The sequence below is a fragment of the Caulobacter sp. FWC2 genome (assembly GCF_002742625.1).
Lineage (GTDB): Bacteria > Pseudomonadota > Alphaproteobacteria > Caulobacterales > Caulobacteraceae > Caulobacter.
In genome coordinates this window covers 387,304-404,994 of the sequence record NZ_PEBF01000001.1, presented here as the reverse complement: position 1 = coordinate 404,994, position 17,691 = coordinate 387,304, and the positions used below count along the sequence as shown (strand labels likewise).

The 17,691-nt window shown below is 68.2% G+C and carries 16 protein-coding genes and 1 pseudogene; 6 read left to right on the top strand and 11 right to left on the bottom strand.

Annotated features, from left to right (window positions below; genetic code table 11):
* Positions 1-9: 9 nt before the first annotated feature.
* The 3 genes from CSW62_RS02065 to CSW62_RS02055 are packed head-to-tail and all read right to left on the bottom strand — an operon-like array spanning position 10 to position 2,379.
* On the bottom strand, positions 10-795 hold the full coding sequence (locus tag CSW62_RS02065; protein WP_099575556.1) for an enoyl-CoA hydratase-related protein: 786 nt from the start codon (positions 793-795) through the stop codon (positions 10-12).
* 4 nt (positions 796-799) lie between these two features.
* On the bottom strand, positions 800-1,237 hold the full coding sequence (locus tag CSW62_RS02060; protein WP_099575555.1) for a MarR family winged helix-turn-helix transcriptional regulator: 438 nt from the start codon (positions 1,235-1,237) through the stop codon (positions 800-802).
* Positions 1,238-1,281: 44 nt separating this feature from the next.
* Positions 1,282-2,379 (bottom strand): MBL fold metallo-hydrolase, encoded by a 1,098-nt coding sequence (locus tag CSW62_RS02055; RefSeq protein ID WP_199170494.1) that lies wholly within the window; start codon positions 2,377-2,379, stop codon positions 1,282-1,284.
* Positions 2,380-2,533: 154 nt separating this feature from the next.
* Between CSW62_RS02055 and CSW62_RS02050 the strand changes: the two genes are divergently transcribed.
* Positions 2,534-3,886: a hypothetical protein gene (locus CSW62_RS02050; RefSeq protein ID WP_099575554.1), complete on the top strand. Its 1,353-nt coding sequence runs from the start codon at positions 2,534-2,536 to the stop codon at positions 3,884-3,886.
* A gap of 63 nt (positions 3,887-3,949) precedes the next feature.
* Here the strand turns inward: CSW62_RS02050 and CSW62_RS02045 are convergent, their stop codons facing one another.
* Positions 3,950-5,488 carry an acetolactate synthase large subunit gene (locus CSW62_RS02045; RefSeq protein ID WP_099575553.1) on the bottom strand — a complete coding sequence of 513 codons (1,539 nt, stop codon included), beginning with the start codon at positions 5,486-5,488 and terminating at the stop codon, positions 3,950-3,952.
* 116 nt (positions 5,489-5,604) lie between these two features.
* Here CSW62_RS02045 and CSW62_RS02040 point away from each other — a divergent pair, with 116 nt between their 5' ends.
* Entirely contained in the window at positions 5,605-6,261 is a 657-nt protein-coding gene (locus CSW62_RS02040; protein WP_099575552.1) for a lysoplasmalogenase, read from the top strand.
* Between the two features lie 70 nt (positions 6,262-6,331).
* On the opposite strand, the gene CSW62_RS02035 is transcribed toward CSW62_RS02040, so the two are convergent.
* Positions 6,332-8,131, bottom strand: coding sequence for a feruloyl-CoA synthase (locus tag CSW62_RS02035; RefSeq protein ID WP_099575551.1), 1,800 nt, complete (start codon positions 8,129-8,131; stop codon positions 6,332-6,334).
* Between the two features lie 28 nt (positions 8,132-8,159).
* Here CSW62_RS02035 and CSW62_RS27360 point away from each other — a divergent pair.
* Positions 8,160-8,225: pseudogene (locus tag CSW62_RS27360) on the top strand (hypothetical protein); the annotation flags it as partial.
* Between the two features lie 46 nt (positions 8,226-8,271).
* Here the strand turns inward: CSW62_RS27360 and CSW62_RS02030 are convergent.
* Both CSW62_RS02030 and CSW62_RS02025 read right to left on the bottom strand, forming a co-directional pair.
* Positions 8,272-9,606 (bottom strand): dihydroorotase, encoded by a 1,335-nt coding sequence (locus CSW62_RS02030; protein ID WP_099575550.1) that lies wholly within the window; start codon positions 9,604-9,606, stop codon positions 8,272-8,274.
* A gap of 134 nt (positions 9,607-9,740) precedes the next feature.
* Entirely contained in the window at positions 9,741-10,943 is a 1,203-nt protein-coding gene (locus CSW62_RS02025; RefSeq protein ID WP_099575549.1) for a glycosyltransferase family 9 protein, read from the bottom strand.
* A 131-nt stretch (positions 10,944-11,074) separates the two neighbouring features.
* On the opposite strand from CSW62_RS02025, the gene CSW62_RS02020 reads away from it, so the two are divergent.
* Positions 11,075-11,863: a folate-binding protein YgfZ gene (locus tag CSW62_RS02020; protein WP_099575548.1), complete on the top strand. Its 789-nt coding sequence runs from the start codon at positions 11,075-11,077 to the stop codon at positions 11,861-11,863.
* Between the two features lie 7 nt (positions 11,864-11,870).
* On the opposite strand, the gene CSW62_RS02015 is transcribed toward CSW62_RS02020, so the two are convergent.
* The gene (locus CSW62_RS02015) at positions 11,871-12,293 is read right to left on the bottom strand and encodes a hypothetical protein (protein ID WP_099575547.1); all 423 of its coding nucleotides are present in this window, start codon (positions 12,291-12,293) and stop codon (positions 11,871-11,873) included.
* A 126-nt stretch (positions 12,294-12,419) separates the two neighbouring features.
* Here CSW62_RS02015 and CSW62_RS02010 point away from each other — a divergent pair, with 126 nt between their 5' ends.
* A complete protein-coding gene (locus tag CSW62_RS02010) occupies positions 12,420-13,010 on the top strand; it encodes a DNA-3-methyladenine glycosylase I (RefSeq protein ID WP_099575546.1) in 591 nt (196 codons plus the stop codon).
* A 293-nt stretch (positions 13,011-13,303) separates the two neighbouring features.
* Positions 13,304-13,912 (top strand): hypothetical protein, encoded by a 609-nt coding sequence (locus CSW62_RS26025; RefSeq protein ID WP_143324319.1) that lies wholly within the window; start codon positions 13,304-13,306, stop codon positions 13,910-13,912.
* A gap of 230 nt (positions 13,913-14,142) precedes the next feature.
* Here the strand turns inward: CSW62_RS26025 and CSW62_RS26020 are convergent, their stop codons facing one another.
* From CSW62_RS26020 to CSW62_RS01995, 3 genes are all read right to left on the bottom strand, one after another.
* Positions 14,143-14,568 (bottom strand): hypothetical protein, encoded by a 426-nt coding sequence (locus tag CSW62_RS26020; RefSeq protein WP_143324318.1) that lies wholly within the window; start codon positions 14,566-14,568, stop codon positions 14,143-14,145.
* Positions 14,569-14,704: 136 nt separating this feature from the next.
* Positions 14,705-15,595, bottom strand: a complete 891-nt coding sequence (locus CSW62_RS02000) for a family 16 glycosylhydrolase (RefSeq protein WP_099575544.1) — start codon at positions 15,593-15,595, stop codon at positions 14,705-14,707.
* Positions 15,592-17,613, bottom strand: coding sequence for an acyltransferase family protein (locus tag CSW62_RS01995; RefSeq protein WP_099575543.1), 2,022 nt, complete (start codon positions 17,611-17,613; stop codon positions 15,592-15,594). The genes CSW62_RS02000 and CSW62_RS01995 overlap by 4 nt, the downstream gene beginning before the upstream one ends.
* Between the last annotated feature and the right edge of the window lie 78 nt (positions 17,614-17,691).

Genomic DNA, 17,691 nt, shown 5'->3' with positions numbered 1-17,691 from the left:
CGGTGGAGCTTAGCCCACCTTCGAGAAATCGGGAGCCCTACGTTCGGCGAAGGCCATGAAAGCTTCACGGGCCTCGGCGGTCTGCAGGCGGGCGGCGAACTCCGCGCCCTCGGTGTCCATCAGCGCGGCGATCTTCTCGGCGTCGCGCATCAGGCGCTTGGTGACGGTCAGGGCGCCCAGCGGACGCTTGGCCAGCTGATCGGCGGCGGCGCGGGCGCGGGCCCGCAGATCGCCAAGCTCGGCCGAGCCGTTGGCGAGCCCCCAGGCCACGGCCGTCGCACCGTCGACCGCCTCGCCCAGGGCGAACATCGCGTAGGCGCGGGCGTGGCCGATGCGGGCCGGCAGCAACCAACTGGAGGCGGCCTCGGGCACCAGGGCCAGGTTGACGAACGGCGTGGTCAGGCGCGCGTCGGGCGTCACGAACACGAGGTCGCAGTGCAGCAGCATGGTCGTGCCCACGCCCACGGCCTGGCCCTGGACGGCGGCGACCAGCGGCCGGGTGGCGTTGGCCAGGGCCTTCAGGAAGCGGAGCACATGCCGCTCGCCCGTGAAGGCGCCGGTGGCCTGGGCCGCGAAGTCCTGCAGGTCGTTGCCCGCCGTGAAGCTGTCGCCGTCGGCCTGGATGACCACGACGCGAACGGCGGGATCCGCCTCGGCGGCCTCCAGACTGTCGGCCAGCACGCCGTACATGGCGTTGGAGAGCGCGTTCTTCTTTTCCGGACGCGCCAGGGTGATGGTCATCACGCCGGCGTCGATCTCGACCTTAACCTGGCCGAAGCTAACGGGGTCGGTCATCTCATCATTCTCCCTTGGGGAATTTGGTCTGCAGACTGGCGAGCCAGCGCGCGACGACGCCGATCTCCTCGTCCGTGAAGCCTTCGGTCAGGTGGGCGTTGACGCCGTTGAGGCCCGCCTTCGCGGCCTGGCGGGCGGCGCGGCCCTTGTCGGTCAGGTGCAGGCGCATGGCGCGGCCGTCCTTGGGATCGGCCTGGCGCTCGACCAGCTCGGCGCGGGTCATGCGGTCGATCAGGCCGGTCATGGCCGAGGGGGCCAGGTCCAGGGCGTCGGCGGCCTCGCCGATCAGCGCGCCGTCCTGCTCCCCCAGATAGAACAGCACCCCCGACTGGGCGGCGGTCAGGCCGCCCTTGGCCGCCATCTTGCCCTCGATCCAGCGCTGCACGCGCCGATGGCCGGCGTTGAGCAGGAAGATGAGACGGCGGTCGGCGGACACGGACATGGCCGCAGATTATGTTTCGTATGCGAAATGTCAAACGAGCGTTTCTAGTCGAGACTAGAAAAAGCCGCGTACCAGGCCACGCCCTCGCCATCGACCTCGCGCCGGACCTTGCCGCGACCGACCAGGCAGTTGAGATGGGCCAGCGCCTCGCCCGTCGCCATGCCCAGAAGGTCCGGCCCGATCTGCCGGGCGAACAAGGCGCCGAAGGTGTCGACCACGCGCTTGGGCTCGGCCAGCTTCTTCTCCAGCCGCGCCAAGCCGCGCTCGTGGCCGGAGATCAGGCCGTCGATCCGAGTGTGCAGCCCCTCGAACGGATCGTTGTGGGCGGGCAGGACGATCACGTCGTCGGGAACCGTCGCCTTAACCTTGGCCAGCGACCGCAACCAGTCGCTCAACGGATCGGCCTCCGGCTCGGTCGGGAACACCGAGACATTGGACGAGATGCGGGGCAGCACCTGGTCTCCGGAGATCAGCACATTGAGTTCGGGGCACCAAAGGCAGGCGTGGTCGGGCGAGTGTCCCTGCCCCGTCACCACCCGCCAGGTCTTGCCGCCGATGTCGAAGTCCTCGCCGTCCGACAGCCGACGGTAGCTGTCGGGCAGGGCGTAGATCGCCTTGCCGAAGCCGCCGAAGCGGGCCTTGTAGTTCTCGATGGCGTCCTCGTCCCAGCCGGCGGCGTGGAAGAACTTCACCCCGTCCTCGGGCGCCTCGCGGCCGGTGTCGGCGACCAGCATCCGGCACTGGAAATATTCCAGCCGCGTCATCCACAGCCGACAGTCGAACTTGCGGGTGATCCAGCCGGCCAGGCCGATATGGTCCGGGTGCAGGTGGGTGACGATCACCCGGGTGACCGGCTTGCCGCCCAGCGCGCCGGCGAAGGCGTCGCGCCAGGCCTGACTGGTCTCGCGGGTCTGGACGCCGGTGTCGACGATCGCCCAGCCCTCGCCATCCTGGATGGCCCAGACATTGATGAACTGCAGTGAGCCGCCCAGCGGCATACGCAGCCACAGGACGCCCGGCGCGACCTCGACCGCGCCGCCCGAACCGGCCTCGGGCGCGGTCTCGAACGGATAGACCAGCCGCCCGGCCTTCCGGACGTCCGGCGCCTCGGGCGCCGCTTCTTCCTCAAATCCGTCGCGCATTGCGTTCTCCCCAGGCCCCGTTCAACCGGCGCTTATCGTTGATCCAACCCATTTTTTGCCCTGAAACCCAGTCATCGTCGTGCCTAGGTCGGACGGTATCTTGACCCCTGATACAAGCACGCGCTTATGTCCGCGCGAGGAATCCACCCAGGAGATGTTACCCATGAGGCCTTTCGCGATCGGCCTGTCGGCCGCCCTCGCGGTCGCCATTCTCATTCCGGCCGCCGTCATTTCGGCGCCAAAGGAAGAGAAGGGCAAGCCCGCCGCCATCGACGCCAAGTCGCGCGAGATCGGCAAGAAGGACGCCCCGGCCGTCATTCAGGCCAGCGGCGCCAGCTGCACCGTCTCCGACGCCCGGTTCCTGGGCGAGGACAAGAAGGCCGGCGACAAGTACTACGAAGTCGCCTGTAACGAGGGCATGGGCTTCGCGGTCATCGCCAAGAAGGAAGGCGCCCCGCAGCTCTATTCCTGCCTGGAATCGAGCCAGCCGGGTCCTGACGGCAAGGTCGGCAGTCTGGCCTGCCTGCTGCCCGGCAACGCCAACCCGGGCGCTCAACTGGCCGCCTACGTCAAGAAGGCCGGCGTGACCTGCGAGCAGGAAAACGCCCGCGCCATCGGCTCCGGCGCCAAGAACTCGTTCTTCGAAGTCGCCTGTAAGGGCGGCGCGGGCTACATCGTCCAGACGACGAACCCGATGAGCCTGAACGGCGAAGTCGTCGCCAACAGCTGCCTGCTGTACGAAGAAGGCGGCAATGTCAGCTGCAAGCTGACCAACCGTCAGACCCAGCTGCAGCTGGTCGATGGCCTGAACGCCGCGGCCGCCAACAACTGCGTCATCAAGGACCGCAGCTACGTCCTGAGCACCAAGACCGACAGCTATTACGAAGTCGCCTGCCAGGACGGCAAGGGCTACATGTACCAGCAGACGATGGCCACCGGCGCCTTCGTCAAGTCGATCCCCTGCGCCCAGGCCAGCTTCGTCGGCGGCGGCTGCAAGATGACCGACTCGGTCGCCGCTCAGACCGAGCAGGCCGGCTTCTACAGCAAGCTGTCGGCCAAGGCCGGCTTCCCCTGCGACGTCGAGAAGTACGGCATGCTGCCGAGCGCCGACCCGAAGAAGGAAGTCGTCGAGCTGAAGTGCAAGAACAGCGACGTCGGCGCCATCGCCGTGTTCACCGCCACCGGCGGCACGGTGTTCGACTGCCTGACGGCCGAGTTCAACGGCTATCGCTGCTCCTTCACCAAGAAGGACACGCAGTACGCTCGCCTGAGCCAGGACCTGGTCGGCTTCAACAAGGCCTCGTGCAAGGTCTCGGACGTCCGCATCATGGGCTCGACCGACAACGAAGGCTTCGTCGAAGTCGCCTGCTCGGATGGTCTGCCGGGTTGGGTGTTGGGCTATCCGACGGGCGTCGCCAAGCCGGCGGCCAAGGAGTTCCTCTCCTGCGCCCAGGCCAAGGGCATCGGCGGCGGCTGCAAGCTGCCGACCAACAAGACCAAGAGCTGATCCCAGTCCTTGATCTCTAATTGACTAGGCCCGCCGGAGCGATCCGGCGGGCCTTTTTCTTGGCTACAGCGCCGCCTCGATCAGGCGCGGGCCGGGCGCGGCCATGGCCCGGGCGAAGGCGTCGTCGAAGGCTTCGGCGGTCTCGACGCGCTCGGCCGCCATGCCCATGCCCTGGGCCAGCTTCACCCAGTCGATGCGCGGATCGCCCAGGTCCAGCAGGCGCGAGGCCGCCGGCCCCGGATTGCCGGCCCCGGTGCGGGAGAGCTCGATGCCGAGGATCCGGTAGGCGTGGTTGGCGAAGACCACGACGGTGACATCCAGCTGCTCGCGGACGATCGTCCACAGGCCCTGCACCGTGTACATGCCCGCCCCGTCGCCGGTCAGGGCCAGGACCTTGCGGTCAGGGCAAGCCACGGCCGCGCCGATCGCCAGCGGAATGCCCTGGCCGATCGCGCCGCCGGTCAGGGACAGCCAGTCGTGAGCCCGGGCCGCCTTGGTCTGGGTGAAGATCGGCAGGCCCGCGGTCACCGCGTCGTCGGAGATCACCGTGTCCGTCGGCATGTGTCGCGCGACCGAGGCGCCGATCGCCCAGGCGTCCAGGCGACCGGCCGGGGCGTCGGGCGCGGCATAGGTCTCGAGCGCCGCCGTCGCCGGCGCGCCGATCGCGTCGGCCAGGGCGTTCAGGGCCGCCGCCGCATCGACCTCCCGACCGCACAGGGTCTCGACCGAGCAGCCTTCGGGGACCAGCACGCTGGGCCGGTCCGGATAGGCGAAGAAGGCCACAGGCCGCTGGGTCGAGACCAGGACCATCAGGTCGACGCCGTCGAGGTCCTTCAGGGCCTGTTCGCCGAAATAGGGCAGCTTGTCGGGCCGGAAGCGGCCCTCGCCCCGGGCCTGGCGCGACGTGAAGGTGTCGGTCAGCACGCGGACGCCGTGCGCCGCCAGCCGCCCGGCGGCGGCCAGGGCGGCCTCGCCGCAAGCGCCCGAGCCCACCAGCAGCACCGGCGTCTTGGCGTTTCCGAGCGCCTTGGCGACCGTGTCGATCACGGCCATGTCGGGCGCGGCGAAGGCCGGCGGCGTCACCACCGGTCCCTTGACCGTCGCCTCGTTCCAGGCCGCGTCGGCGGGCAGGATCAGGCAGGCGTTGCCGCCTGGCGTCCCATAGCTGGCGATGATCGCCTCGGCGGCCAGCGGGCCGACGCTGTCGGCGGTCTCGGCCGAGTGGACCCAGAGCGCGTTGGGAGCGGCCAGGGCGGCGATGTCGCTGTTCAGCGGCGCGTCGAAGCCCCGATGATAGGTGGCGTGGTCGCCGATGACATTGACCACCGGCGTGTACGCCCTCCGGGCGTTGTGCAGGTTGGCCGCGCCGTTGGCGTAGCCTGGCCCCAGGTGCAGCAGGGTGCAGGCGGGCTTGCCGGCCATGCGGCCATAGCCGTCGGCGGCCCCGGTCGCCACGCCTTCGAACAGGCACAGCACCGAGCGCATGCGCGGCTCGCGGTCCAGGGCCGAGACGAACTGCATCTCGCTGGTGCCGGGATTGGCGAAGCAGGCGACGACCCCGTTGTCGGCCAGGGTGGTGATCAGGGCGTCCGCGCCGTTCATGAGTTCCTCCGCTTTTATGCCTCCTGTCTCCGACATTTCGGCAAGGCCGCCAACCCGGTTGCGTATCGGGCGGTCGCCATTGCAGTCTGATCGGCAAAATCGGGGGAAAACGCACCATGCCAGGGATGAGCACGGCCGCGCGGTGGACGCTGATCGCGTCCGTCATCGCCGGCGTCAGCTATGTCGCGACCTGGGGGCTGACCCTGCCGCCGAGTGTCGAGACCGCCTGGAAGGGCGCCGGCGTGGCGCTGCTAGCGGTCCATGCGGCGCTGCGAGCCCGGTCGCTCGACGGCTGGCTGCTGACGGCGGTCATGGCGTTCGGCGCGGGCGGCGACGTATTGCTCGAGACCCATGGCCTGACGGTTGGGGCGGTGTCGTTCCTGCTGGGCCATGTGGTGGCCAGTGTCCTCTACCTGCGCCACTACCGGGGAGGCTCGGTAGCGCCGTTAGTCGTGGCCCCCGCCGTGGTTTGGGCCTCCCGCCTGCTGTCCAGCGGCGACAACGGTGTCACGGCCTACAGCCTGTTCCTGGCGGTGATGGCCGCCACCGCGCTGATGAGCCGCTTCCCGTTCAAGACCGTCGGCCTGGGCGCTTTGATGTTCGTGGTCTCCGACCTGCTGATCTTCGGCCGCCTGGGACCGCTGCCGGACAATCTGATCACCGGCCTGGCGGTCTGGGGACTCTACTATTTCGGTCAGCTGCTGATCTGTTTGGGGGTGGCCCCAAACCTCACCCAAACCGCTCATCCCCGCGAAAGCGGGGACCCAAGCTGAGCTGACCGAGGCATCTTTAGAAACGCCGCTTGGGTCCCCGCTTTCGCGGGGATGAGCGGGGTTTGTGGGATCAGAAGATCAGCACCCCCGCATCGGGGTTCTCCGCGAACAGCCGCGCCAGTTCTCTCGGCCGGCGGTCCCGCGCCATCGCCTGGTTGATATAGCCCTTGTCGGTCAGCTCGCCGCTGGCCGCGTCGGGGGCGCCGTCCAGGATCAGGGCGCGCAGCACCTTGCCGCCGCCGCCCTTGGCCGAGGCGTTCATCCGCGAGAGGCCATCGACGATCGCGGCCCTCACCGCTTCGCCGTCACCCTCTCTTTCGTTTTTTAGCCGCTCGCAGGCCTTGGCGTCGAGGAACAGCATCAGGCCCACCCCGTCCTGGCCCTCGCCGCAAACCACCGCGTCGGAGACCACACCGCCGATCGCCGACACCGCCGCCACCCGCAGGGCGCCCGCCGCCACGAAGGTGCCGCTGGCCAACTTGAAGTTCTCGACCAGTCGTCCGTCGAACACCAGCCCCGCCGCCGGATCCTCCGGATCGGCCAGCCGGGCGGCGTCGCCCAGGCGATAGAAGCCGTCCTCGTCGAAGGCCTGTATGGTGGCTTCCGGCTGATCCAGATAGCCCGGCGAGACCTGCGGCCCCTTCACCCGGATCTCGAACTTGCCGCTGTCGCCGGCAGGCACCAGCTTCACCGCCGTGCCCGGCGTCGGCAGACCGACCATGCCCGAGCGCGCGTTCAGCCAGTGGATGTTGCAGGCCGTCGGCCCCGTCTCGGTCGCGCCATAGCCTGCGGCGAAGGTGATCCGTTCACCGACGGTCTTCACCGCCACGGCCTGGACGCGATCGAGGATCGACTGGGCCATCGACGCCCCGCCGTACTGCAGCACCCGGACCTTTTCGAAGAACTTCGCCGCCAGCGCCTCATCGCGCTCCAGCTCGCCGACGAACAGCCCCCAGCCGGCGGGGACCATGTTGTGATAGGTCGTCGACACCTCGCTGAGGTTCCGCACCGTCTCGGCGAAACGGCCGGGCACGGGCTGGCCGGCGTCGATGTACAGGGTCCCGCCGCGATGCAGCACCATATGCAGTATGGCGTTGGCCCCCAGGCTGTGGCTCCACGGCGCGGAATTGACCAGCACCGGCGGCTCGGGATCGGCGTAGCAGGCTTCGATCTGGGCGGCGTTCAGCGCGATATTGGCATGGGTGCAGACCACCGCCTTGGGCCGCCCCGTCGAGCCGGAGGTCAGCAGCAGCTTGGCGATGTCGTCGGGCTGGGCGACCGGCGAGAGCGGCGCGCTCTTCAGCAGGTCGTCGAAGGCCACGTCGCCCGGCCGCGCGTTGCGGCTGACCACGACCGGCAGGCCAGCCAGGAACGGCGCGGCCAGGGCGTCGCCGAACGCTTCGGCGTCGTCGGCATAGACGGCGGCGGGCTTCAGCCGCTCGACGGCGTGCTGCAGCCGGGTCAGGTCCGCACCCTTCAGCCCATACTGCGGCGACACCGGCGCGGCCGGCGCGCCCAGGCTCATGGCGGCATAGGCGATCAGGGCGTGGTCGATCCCGTTGCGGGCCAGGATCAGCAGCGGCCGGCCGCGCGAGAGGCCCAGGCCCGCGAGCCCGCCGGCCAGGGCTTCGATCTTGGCCTTGGCCTCGCCGTAGCTCACCTTTCGCCAATCGTCGCCGTCTCGTTCCGCCAGCCAGACCCGGTCCGGCGCCTCGACGGCCCAGCGCGCCAGGGGCTGAGTGGTCGTCCGCACCGCGTCCGAATAGGCCATCGGATTGCGCAGGATCAGGGTGTCGCCGTGACGTTCGACGTCCAGCGCCCGGGGCGCGTAGCGGGCGTCGCGGAAGGGGGCGGAGTCGGAAGTGTCCATGGTCTAAGTTATGTCGCGGCTCATAGGGGTGTTCAATCCGGCCCTCCCCCTCCACCGCCGTTCGGCGGTCCCCCTCCCCCAAGAGGGGAGGAGAGAAGCGGAACCCTCTCCGCCCCGGAAGAGCGCCCTCCCCGCCCCGACTAGCCGCTCAGCGTCTCCAGGAACCGCACCGGCTCGCCACGACCTTCGGCGACGATCTCGTCGTCGCGCATGACCACGATGCCGCGCACGATGGTCGCCACCGGCCAGGCCTTGGCTTCGAAGCCGTCGAAGGGGGTCCAGCCGGCGCGGTTGGCCATCTGGTCGTGGGTGATGACCTTGCGGGCCTTCATGTCGACGATGGTGAAGTCGGCGTCGAAGCCCTCGGCGATGCGGCCCTTGTCGGCCAGGCCGAACACGCGGTTGACGCCGTGGCTGGTCAGGTCGACGAAGCGCTCGAGGCTGAGCTTGCCGTCGACCACGTGGGTCAGCATGACCGGCACCAGGGTCTGCACGCCCGGCATGCCCGAGGGCGAGGCCGGATAGGGGCGGGCCTTCTCCTCGCGGGTGTGGGGAGCGTGGTCACTGCCCAGCACGTCGGCGATGCCGGCCTCGATCCCGCGCCAGACGCCGGCCACGTGGTCGGCCGAGCGGATCGGCGGATTCATCTGGGCAAAGCCCTTCAGGCGCTCATAGGCCTCGGGCGCCACCAGGGTCAGGTGCTGGGGCGTGACCTCGACGCTGGCGACGTCCTTGTTCTGGGCCAGGAAGTCGATCTCTTCCTTGGTCGTGACGTGCAGCACGTGGATGCGCTTGCCGAGGTTCTTGGCGATGCGGACCAGGCGGTGGGTCGACTGCAGGGCGGCCTGGGCGTCGCGCACCTCCGGGTGGCTGGTCCAGTCGCCGGGACGGGCCAGGTGGCGGCGGTCGGCCAGGCGGTATTCGTCCTCGGAGTGGAACGCCGCGCGGCGGTTGACGTGGCGCAGCACGTTCTCGACGCCCTCGTCGTCCTGCACCAGCAGCGAGCCGGTCGAGGCGCCCATAAATACCTTGATGCCGCAACAGCCCGGCAGGCGCTCCAGCTCGCCCAGGAAGTTGGCGTTCTCGTGGGTGCCGCCGACATAGAAGGCGTGGTCGGTGTGCATCCGGTTCTTGGCGCGGGCCAGCTTGTCGGCCAGGGCGTCGGGATCGGTGGTGGTCGGCTCGGTGTTGGGCATCTCGAACACGGCGACCACGCCGCCCAGGGCCGCGCCGCGCGAGCCGCTCTCCAGGTCTTCCTTCCACTCCAGGCCCGGCTCGCGGAAGTGGACCTGGCTGTCGATCACGCCCGGCAGGACCGTGAGGCCCGTGGCGTCGAACACCTCGCCGGCCGAGGCGTGGGACAGGTCGCCGATGGCGACGATCTTGCCGCCTCGGACGCCGATGTCGGTGATCCCGCGTCCCGCGTGGTTGACCACTTCGCCGCCGCGCACGATCAGGTCGAAGGTCTGGGTCATGGGACGGCTCCTGGCGATGGGGTTTTCGCGGTCGTAGGAGCCCTATTCAAACCCCGCAACCATTATCCGCTCATCCCCGCGAAAGCGGGGACCCATACGGGGCCGACCAGATCAGCAGCGTGAGACCGTCTCGCTCAGCTTGGGTCCCCGCTTTCGCGGGGATGAGCGGCGGAGGGGGCGACCTCTTCGAGTTCACGGTCCTCGATCAGCGCTTCCTCGACGACGGCGTCTTCAGACGAGACTTCGGCAACCACCGCCTCGACGGGCTCTGGCGAAGGCTCCTCCGTCGGCGGCGCGATCTCGACGCCGGCGACTTGCTCCGCGATCGTCTCCTCGACCACCGCTTCCTGCGGCGAGACCTCGGCGGCGGGGGCGGTGCGGAGCAGCAGGGCCTTGGCTTCGCGGACCACGGTGGCCACCGGCAGGTCGCTCATGTGGCGGATGGCCTGGGAGAGATCGGGGTCGACGGCCAGGAACTGGTCGAAGGTGCGAGGCCCACGTACGGCCACGGCTTGGTCGCCCCAGGGGGAGTAGCGGCGCTCGTCCGAGGGGCCGAACAGGCCGAGGGTCGGCGCGCCGGCGGCGGCGGCGATGTGCATCAGGCCCGAGTCGTTGCCGATGAACAGCCGCGCGCGCTTCAGGCAGGCATAGGCGGTCAGCAGGTCGACCTTGCCGGTCAGGTCGATGGTCCGGCCGCGCGCGGAGGCCATGCGCAGCTCGTCGACCATGCGGGTATCTTCCGGTCCGCCCAGGATCAGCAGGCGTCCGCCGGCCATCGGGCCGTCCTTGTCCAGCAGCCGGGCCGCCGTCTGGGTGAAGCGCTCGATCGGCCAGACCTTGCCGACCCAGTTGGCGGCCGGTCCGACGGCCAGGATCGGCCCGTCCCCGGCCAGCAGGTCGTCCGCCAGGGCCTGGACGTCGGGGGTGATGTAGAGGTGCGGCGCGGGCGGATCGCCTTCCAGCTTCAGGGTGCGGGCGGCGTCGACCACCTTGTGCACCACCTCGCCCGGCAGCTTCTTCCAGATCGCCCGCTTGTCGCGGCGCAGGAAGAGGGCCGTAGCCGAGCCGCGCAGGTCGACGATCAGGCTCCACTTCTTGTGGCGCACCTGCCGCCAGAGCTTGAACCAGTGGCCCTTGCCCTTGCCCTTCTCCATGACGATCACGCGGTCCAGGCCCGGCACGTGGGCGAACAGCGGCGCGGCCAGCGGGCCGGCGACGATCGTGAAGCGCGCGTTGGGGATCTGGTCGGCCAGCATCTTGATAAGGCCGGACGAAAGCACCGCATCACCGATGCGGGTGGCCGTGATGAAGAGAATCGGGAAGGCCCGCTGTGTCATCGGACTATCCATAGATCAGTCGGCGAGTCGGCGCATCCCACGTTAACGGTTGAGCTTTCTGCGTCCTGCGACATGGCGTCGCGGCGAAACCCAGCGTGGCGGCGACCCCGTGTCGGGACTATATCGCTGGCATGAGCACGCTTGTTGTCGCCCACCTCGCCTCCCGCGCCGTCATCGCCGTGTCCGGCCCGGACTGGAAGAGCTTCCTGCAAGGCCTGCTGACCCAGGACGTCGAGACCCTCGCGCCGGGCGAGCTGCGCTTCGCAGGCCTGCTGACGCCGCAGGGCAAGCTGCTCTACGACCTGTTCGTGGCCGGGACGGAAGACGGCGCCCTGCTGGACGTGGCGGCCCAGCACCGCGCGGCGATCCTGACGCGGCTGATCATGTACCGCCTGCGCGCCAAGGTGACGCTGGAGGCCAGCGATACGCCGGTGCTGGCGGTGTTCGGCGACGGCGCCGCCGGCCCCTATGCCGACCCGCGCCTGCCGGGCCTGGGCCTGCGCGCCTATGACGACCGCCCGGCGAACGCCGACGAGGACGCCTACGAGGCCCACCGCCTGGCGCTGGGCGTTCCCGGCCCCGCCGACTGGGGCAGCGAGACCACCTATCCGATCGAGGCCGACTTCGACCTGATGGCCGGCATCGACTTCAAGAAGGGCTGCTTCGTCGGCCAGGAAACCACCAGCCGCATGAAGCGGCGTGGCGTGATCAAGAACCGCATGTTGCCGATCGTCTTCGACGGCCCCGCCCCGGCCTTCGGGACCGAGGTGCTGGCCGGCGAGCTTCGGGCCGGCGAGGTGCTGAGCGGCCGCGACGGCCGGGCCATGGCCCTGCTGCGCCTCGACCGCATCGAGGGCGCGGACCTGAGCGCCGACGGCCGACCGGTCCGGGTGGACCGACCGGCCTGGCTGCTGTCTTAGACCCTAGCTAGCGGCAGCTGCGGAAGCGATCGGGCGACGCGCCGGGACCGCCGCGCCAACCGGGCGGGTTCTCCCAGTTGGTACCGGGACCGCCGCGCGGACCGGGCGGGTTGTTGTCATTGTCGAGCCAGCATTTGCCGCGCTGGTTCCACCAGCCATAGCGCGGGTGATAGTAGCCGTAGGCGCGGTTGTAGTAGTATCCGTTCTTGTAGCGGAACTCGACGCGCTTGCCGCTCCAGCGGTAGTAGCGCCGGTCCGGAGACGCGCCGGGACCGCCACGCCAGCCTGGTGGGTTCTCCCAGTTGGTGCCGGGGCCGCCACGCGGGCCAGGCGGGTTGTCGTCGCGGTCGTGGCGTTGAGCCAGGACAGGGGTGGCGGCGAGCGTCGCGGTCGCCAGGGCCAACAGTGCGAGAGTCTTCAGGCGCTTCATCGGCGTCTGCTCCTTGGTTTGTTCCCTCTGATCCCTTCAACGCACGAAGCGGCCGATCCGGTCGCTACGGCTTTCATGTTCCCGAAAAGTTCTAGCCAGCCCGCGATCTTCTGCTAGCGTCACCGCATGACCGAGCACACGCGCTGCACCTGGAAAGGCATGAACGGCGACCCGTTCTACGAGGCCTATCACGACCACGAGTGGGGCGTGCCCGAGTGGGACAGCCGCGCCCTGTGGGAGAAGCTGGTTCTGGACGGCTTCCAGGCCGGCCTGTCGTGGATCACCATCCTGCGCAAGCGCGAGGGCTTCCGCGCCGCCTTCGCCGACTTCGATCCGGAGAAAGTCGCCCGCTTCGACGAGAACGATAGGGCGCGACTGATGGCCGACGCCGGGATCATCCGCTCGAACGGCAAGATCGACGCGGCCATATCGGGCGCGCGGATCTATCTGGACATGCGCGAGCGCGGCGAGGACTTCGGCCAGCTCCTGTGGGACATGGTCGGCGGCGCGCCGATCCAGAACCAATGGCGCGCCGGCGAGGTCCCGGCCCAGACCCCGCTGGCCGTCGACATGGCCAAGGCCCTGAAGGCCAGGGGCTTCAAGTTCTGCGGCCCGGTGATCGTCTACGCCTTCATGCAGGCCACCGGCCTGGTCAATGACCACCTGGTGGGGTGCTATCGGCATGAGGAATGCCGGGCGATGGCGACGCGGGTTTAGGGCGAGCCCTCACCGCCCTCACGGTCCGCTGAGGGTGGGGAGCGGAAATCAGGCCGCCGCCCGAAAACCGGACATTTGACCTTTGGCCCGCAAGCAGACATCGCGGAGGTCAGAGAAGGGTGGGGGAGCGGACGTCGACTTCACTAGCTTGAGTGCAATGGTCCGTTGCCAGAAGCTGCGCGTACGCTGTTCAATCCACATTGCGGAATTCGGAGAGTCGTCAGCCGCGTTTTCCCCGTTCGCCATGATTTCGGTTCTTCGAGTTGAATATCGTTAAATGCGGAAGCTGAAATATGATGAATAACTTGGTGGAATATCTATCACTGGGCGTTGCTAAATACGCAAAAAAAGGCAAGCTTACGTCTAAGGAAATTTCCGCAAAATGCAACGACATCTGCATCAAGATCAGCCTAGAGCGCGCAAGATGGTCTCCTGAGGTCGGAATATTCATCTATGCCGAAAATCGAGATGTTTCGTCAGTCTTTCAACGCGCACTCTCGACAAAGGGTGGCTACGCTATCGTTATGCGATCTCCCATGCGCCAAGGCGGACGGTATCCTTTTTCGCTGAAACAATTTTCCAGCGACGAAAAGGAATATCTAACTACCACCATGAACACCCTGATTCCCGAGTTCGTCGGCAGGTATCATTCCCTTAAATCCATAGAGAAAGCTCTGCGCGAAGACATAGAAAACGGCGTTTTTAAGAAATTCCAAATGCCGGAAGTATACATGAAGTTATCCATGATACGATTTGCAGCCAGAGAAGATTGGCGCGAATATCTATTGCAAGCGGCTCCTTTGAGCTCCGACGCATTCAGGAAGACGCTCGAAAAGCTTGAGGAGACGTTCACAAACATGAGCGCTCCGGACTTGCCGGAGCCCCCAACGCCCGCGAGATAAGGGCCAACACAAGCAACAATGCGGCGAACAAGCTTTCGCCTGAGGCGTGCAAACGCCCATCCGGCAAATCGTCCGCGAGCGGACATCGCTGGGGGCCGAGAAGGGTCGGGTGCGGAAATGAAGGCCGCGCCTGAGACCGGTCCTTGGGCGCCATGCCGGCGAGCGGACCGGGCGAAGGGCTGTTCAGGGTGGTTGTCGGTCCTGAGGTGACGTTGGCGATCTCGGCCTTTTTAGGGATCACCGTGAACGGCAATGTCAGGAAATCGATCAAGGCTGGGGCCATTCGACGAGGCGCTTGGACATTGGTGGCGCACCGAACGGCGCATTTGTTCCAGCGCCTGATTGAGCTTTGCTGCGCGCTTAGCTGCACTCAAACCCGCTATCTCGTCACGCCACCACGACTTTTGTTCTCCCCCTGCTGGGCAAACTATTGCTTCGACCGCGAGGAATAGCTGGCTATCGCCCGTGCTGATTTCCACGCGCCAGCCGGGCGTCAATTTCACGGCTTCACAGTTTGACGCGAACTCGTCCTTGCCCGCGATACACTTTAAGGTCCACTCGCCGCGCGCCGTCGATGGCGCAGCCGCAATTGAGCCGTTCAAGGGCGGCAGGACGATAAGAACGCCCAAAACGAGGGTCTTCCAGAACTTGACCATGCGCAAATGTAACTAGAGGGCGAGAGTCCGACTAGGGTCGAAAGCTGTCCCTGACTTGGCGCTTCATATCTGGCGGAAGCCTTTGGCCCCCGAGCTCCTTCGACTAGCCCGTCCGCTGGCTGACCCTCGACATGCGTTAGGGTTTCTGGCTCACCCGCACCCAATCCACCTCCATCGTCGCCGGCAGCGCCTCTTCGTCGACGCCCTTGGCGTTGGCGCCTTCGGGCCAGCGGCCGCCGAAGGCCAGGTTGAGGATCAGGTGGAAGGGCTGGTCGAACGGCGCGGCGGACATGTTGCGGTCGTCGCGCTTCCACTGCGCCGCCTTGGCCTCGGCGTAGCGCTGGCCGTCGACGAACCAGACGATGGCCTCGGGCGACCACTCGACGGCGTAGACGTGGAAGCCGGTCGCGGAGGCCGGCATCGGTGCGCCCGTGCTGACCTGCCTGTGGGCGCCGGCCGCGTCGCCGGCGAAGTGGATCGTGCCGAAGATCCGGTTCTCGCGGCCGCCCTCGCAGGATCCGCACGGCGCGCCCAGATTGACCGTCTCAAGGATGTCAATCTCGCCCGAGCGCGGCCAGCCGCCATAGGCCGAGCGCTCCGGCATCATCCAGATCGCCGGCCAGACGCCCTGGCCGCCGGGGACGCGCGCCCGCGCCTCGATCCGCCCGTAGCGCCACGAGGCCTTGCCCTTGGTCAGGATCTTGCCCGAGGCGTAGTCGCCGGTCTTCATCGGCCCCGTCGGTCCGGCCCACGGATTGGTCAGGCCCTGGGTCTTGCGCTTGATCGTCGTCAGCTTCAGCACGCCGCCGCCGACGGACACCGTCTGTGGGCTGAACACGTAGCACTGCCGCTCGTCATTGCCGCCCCCGCCGCAGTCGGCGGCGTAGGTCCATTTGGAGTCGTCCAGCCGGTCGCCGTCGAACTCGTCCGACCAGACCAGCTTCCAGCCGCCCTCATCGGCATGGGCGAGGCTTGGCGCGACGGTCGACAGCAGGGCGAAGGCGACAGCAAGGGTCTTGAAGGTCATGGCCCATCTAAACGCGCCGGATCCGGTTTCTCCAAGCGTGACCAACCCGTTTCCAGCCACGTTGGCGCCAGGCGGCGCGCGCCCGAGGCGCTGAGGTGGTCGTCGTCGAAATAGATCGGCTCCCCGTCCATCATCGCCAGGCAACGATCGTTGCGGCACAGGGTCTCGGACGGAAACACCACCGCCACGTTTGGGCGATCCTGGACGGCGGCGCGCAGGGCGTCCTCGGCCGGCAGGGCTCGCGACAGGGGCAGGTCGGCGGCGACGCTGGCGCAGACCCCCGGCGGGCCGCCGAGCTGCTTCTGCTGGGCCAGGCACTCGGGCGCGCCCAGGGTCAGCTCCGGGAACGGCCCGACCACCAGCACCCGGACGTCGGGCCGCAAGCGGGCGATGGCGTCCAGCGTGGCCTTCAGGGCGGTCGACACGCGCTGACGCTTCCCGGGCTGGCCCATGACCTCCATCGTCACGCGCGGCGAGTTGACGTCGTAGAACGGCGGCGCGTCGCGATAGAGCGGCCAGCGGCTCATCAACACCACCAGCTTCAGCTTCGGGTCTGAGGCGATCAGGGCCATGGCCTGGTCGGCGGCGGCGGCGCACTCCAGCTTGAAGCGGTACATCGTGCGGACATTGACCCCGACCAGCGGCGGGCAGCCGCCACGCGCTGCCTCGCGGACGCTCCAGCCGCGTGGCGTCGCCCATGCCACTACGCCGGGCGTCAGGGCGTCGGCGTGGGAGTCTCCCCAGACCAGGACGTCGTCGCCCTGAAGACCCGGGGCGGCGCCGAAGCGACAATCCTCGGGCTTGGCCGTCCTGGCCTTCTCGAAACAGGCCTTGCGGGCCGGGTTGACGTCGGTCTCCTCCAGGTCGGCCAGCGCCCTGGCGGCCGGCGACAGACGCTGGGGCAGGCCGTGGCTGACGAACAGCACCGCGCCGGCGGCGATCGGGACCAGCAGCGGCAGCAGCCGGACGCCCAGGCGCCGCCAGGGCCGATCGACCGGACCGCGCCGGAACGGCTGCTCAATCAGCCGCCAGGTCACGACGGCCAGGGCCAGGGACAGGGCGAGGAGGCCCAGGCGCTGGAGCGTCGTCAGCGGCTGCTGGCCGATGTCGGCGGCCAGGACCAGCAGCGGCCAGTGCCAGAGATAAAGGGCGTACGACACCCGCCCCAGGCCGACGACCGGCGCCAGGCGCAGCACGGCCAGACCTGGGCCGGCGCCCAGGCCGCTCCAGATCAGCAGAGCCGTCCCCAGACAGACCGGAACGGCCGAGAGGCCCGGAAAGGCGCTGGCCTCGTTCAGCAGGGCCAGGCTGCCGGCGATCATCAGTCCACCGATGATCCCGGCCAGATTGGCGGTGGTCCGGTCCCCCGGCGGCTTGACCAGGCCCAGGGCCAGGACCCCGCCGGCCAGGAACTCCCAGACCCGCGTCGGCAGGCCAAAGAAGGCCCAGGTCGTCGCGCCGCGTCCGACCAGGATCTGGGCCAGCACCAGCGAGGCCAGCAGCAGGACCAGCGCCAATGTCGCCCGCATCCCGCGCAGAGGCTTCCACGACAGCAGGCCGATCAGCGCCGGCCAGACCAGGTAGAACTGCTCCTCCACGCCCAGCGACCACAGGTGCAGCAGAGGGTTCTGCTGGGCGCCCGGCGCGAAATAGCCGGCGGTCTGGGTGAACAGCATATTGGCCGCGAACAGGCCCGAGGTGGCGGTGGCCGCGCCGGTCATGGCCAGCAGGCGCGGCATCTCGATCACCACCGCCAGGGCCGCGGTGACCAGCACGACCAGCAGGTAGGCCGGAATGATCCGCCGGGCCCGGCGCAGGTAGAAACCGCCCCACGAGAACGTCCCCGCGTCCCGCGCTTGCGCGATCAGCCGGGTGATCAGGAAGCCGGAGATGACGAAGAACACGTCCACCCCGACGAAGCCGCCCGGCAGCAGACCCGGAAAGGCGTGGTGGATGACGATGGCCGCCACCGCCACGGCGCGCAGGCCGTCGATGTCGCGCCGATAGGCCTGGTCCATGCTCGCCCCCGTATTACACTCGTAAACAATTGAGTAGCGACGCCCGCCAGCCGTCAAGAGAAATTATTACGCCCGTAA

Excerpts from the sequence above, each read along its gene's own strand:
- CSW62_RS02035 (WP_099575551.1), bottom strand. The coding sequence starts at position 8,131 with ATGGACACTTCCGACTCCGCCCCCTTCCGCGACGCCCGCTACGCGCCC.
- CSW62_RS02000 (WP_099575544.1), bottom strand. The coding sequence starts at position 15,595 with ATGACCTTCAAGACCCTTGCTGTCGCCTTCGCCCTGCTGTCGACCGTC.
- CSW62_RS26025 (WP_143324319.1), top strand. The coding sequence starts at position 13,304 with ATGATGAATAACTTGGTGGAATATCTATCACTGGGCGTTGCTAAATAC.
- CSW62_RS02040 (WP_099575552.1), top strand. The coding sequence starts at position 5,605 with ATGCCAGGGATGAGCACGGCCGCGCGGTGGACGCTGATCGCGTCCGTC.
- CSW62_RS02010 (WP_099575546.1), top strand. The coding sequence starts at position 12,420 with ATGACCGAGCACACGCGCTGCACCTGGAAAGGCATGAACGGCGACCCG.
- CSW62_RS02015 (WP_099575547.1), bottom strand. The coding sequence starts at position 12,293 with ATGAAGCGCCTGAAGACTCTCGCACTGTTGGCCCTGGCGACCGCGACG.
- CSW62_RS02050 (WP_099575554.1), top strand. The coding sequence starts at position 2,534 with ATGTTACCCATGAGGCCTTTCGCGATCGGCCTGTCGGCCGCCCTCGCG.
- CSW62_RS02030 (WP_099575550.1), bottom strand. The coding sequence starts at position 9,606 with ATGACCCAGACCTTCGACCTGATCGTGCGCGGCGGCGAAGTGGTCAAC.
- CSW62_RS02020 (WP_099575548.1), top strand. The coding sequence starts at position 11,075 with ATGAGCACGCTTGTTGTCGCCCACCTCGCCTCCCGCGCCGTCATCGCC.
- CSW62_RS02055 (WP_199170494.1), bottom strand. The coding sequence starts at position 2,379 with ATGCGCGACGGATTTGAGGAAGAAGCGGCGCCCGAGGCGCCGGACGTC.
- CSW62_RS01995 (WP_099575543.1), bottom strand. The coding sequence starts at position 17,613 with ATGGACCAGGCCTATCGGCGCGACATCGACGGCCTGCGCGCCGTGGCG.
- CSW62_RS02060 (WP_099575555.1), bottom strand. The coding sequence starts at position 1,237 with ATGTCCGTGTCCGCCGACCGCCGTCTCATCTTCCTGCTCAACGCCGGC.
- CSW62_RS02065 (WP_099575556.1), bottom strand. The coding sequence starts at position 795 with ATGACCGACCCCGTTAGCTTCGGCCAGGTTAAGGTCGAGATCGACGCC.
- CSW62_RS02045 (WP_099575553.1), bottom strand. The coding sequence starts at position 5,488 with ATGAACGGCGCGGACGCCCTGATCACCACCCTGGCCGACAACGGGGTC.
- CSW62_RS26020 (WP_143324318.1), bottom strand. The coding sequence starts at position 14,568 with ATGGTCAAGTTCTGGAAGACCCTCGTTTTGGGCGTTCTTATCGTCCTG.
- CSW62_RS02025 (WP_099575549.1), bottom strand. The coding sequence starts at position 10,943 with ATGACACAGCGGGCCTTCCCGATTCTCTTCATCACGGCCACCCGCATC.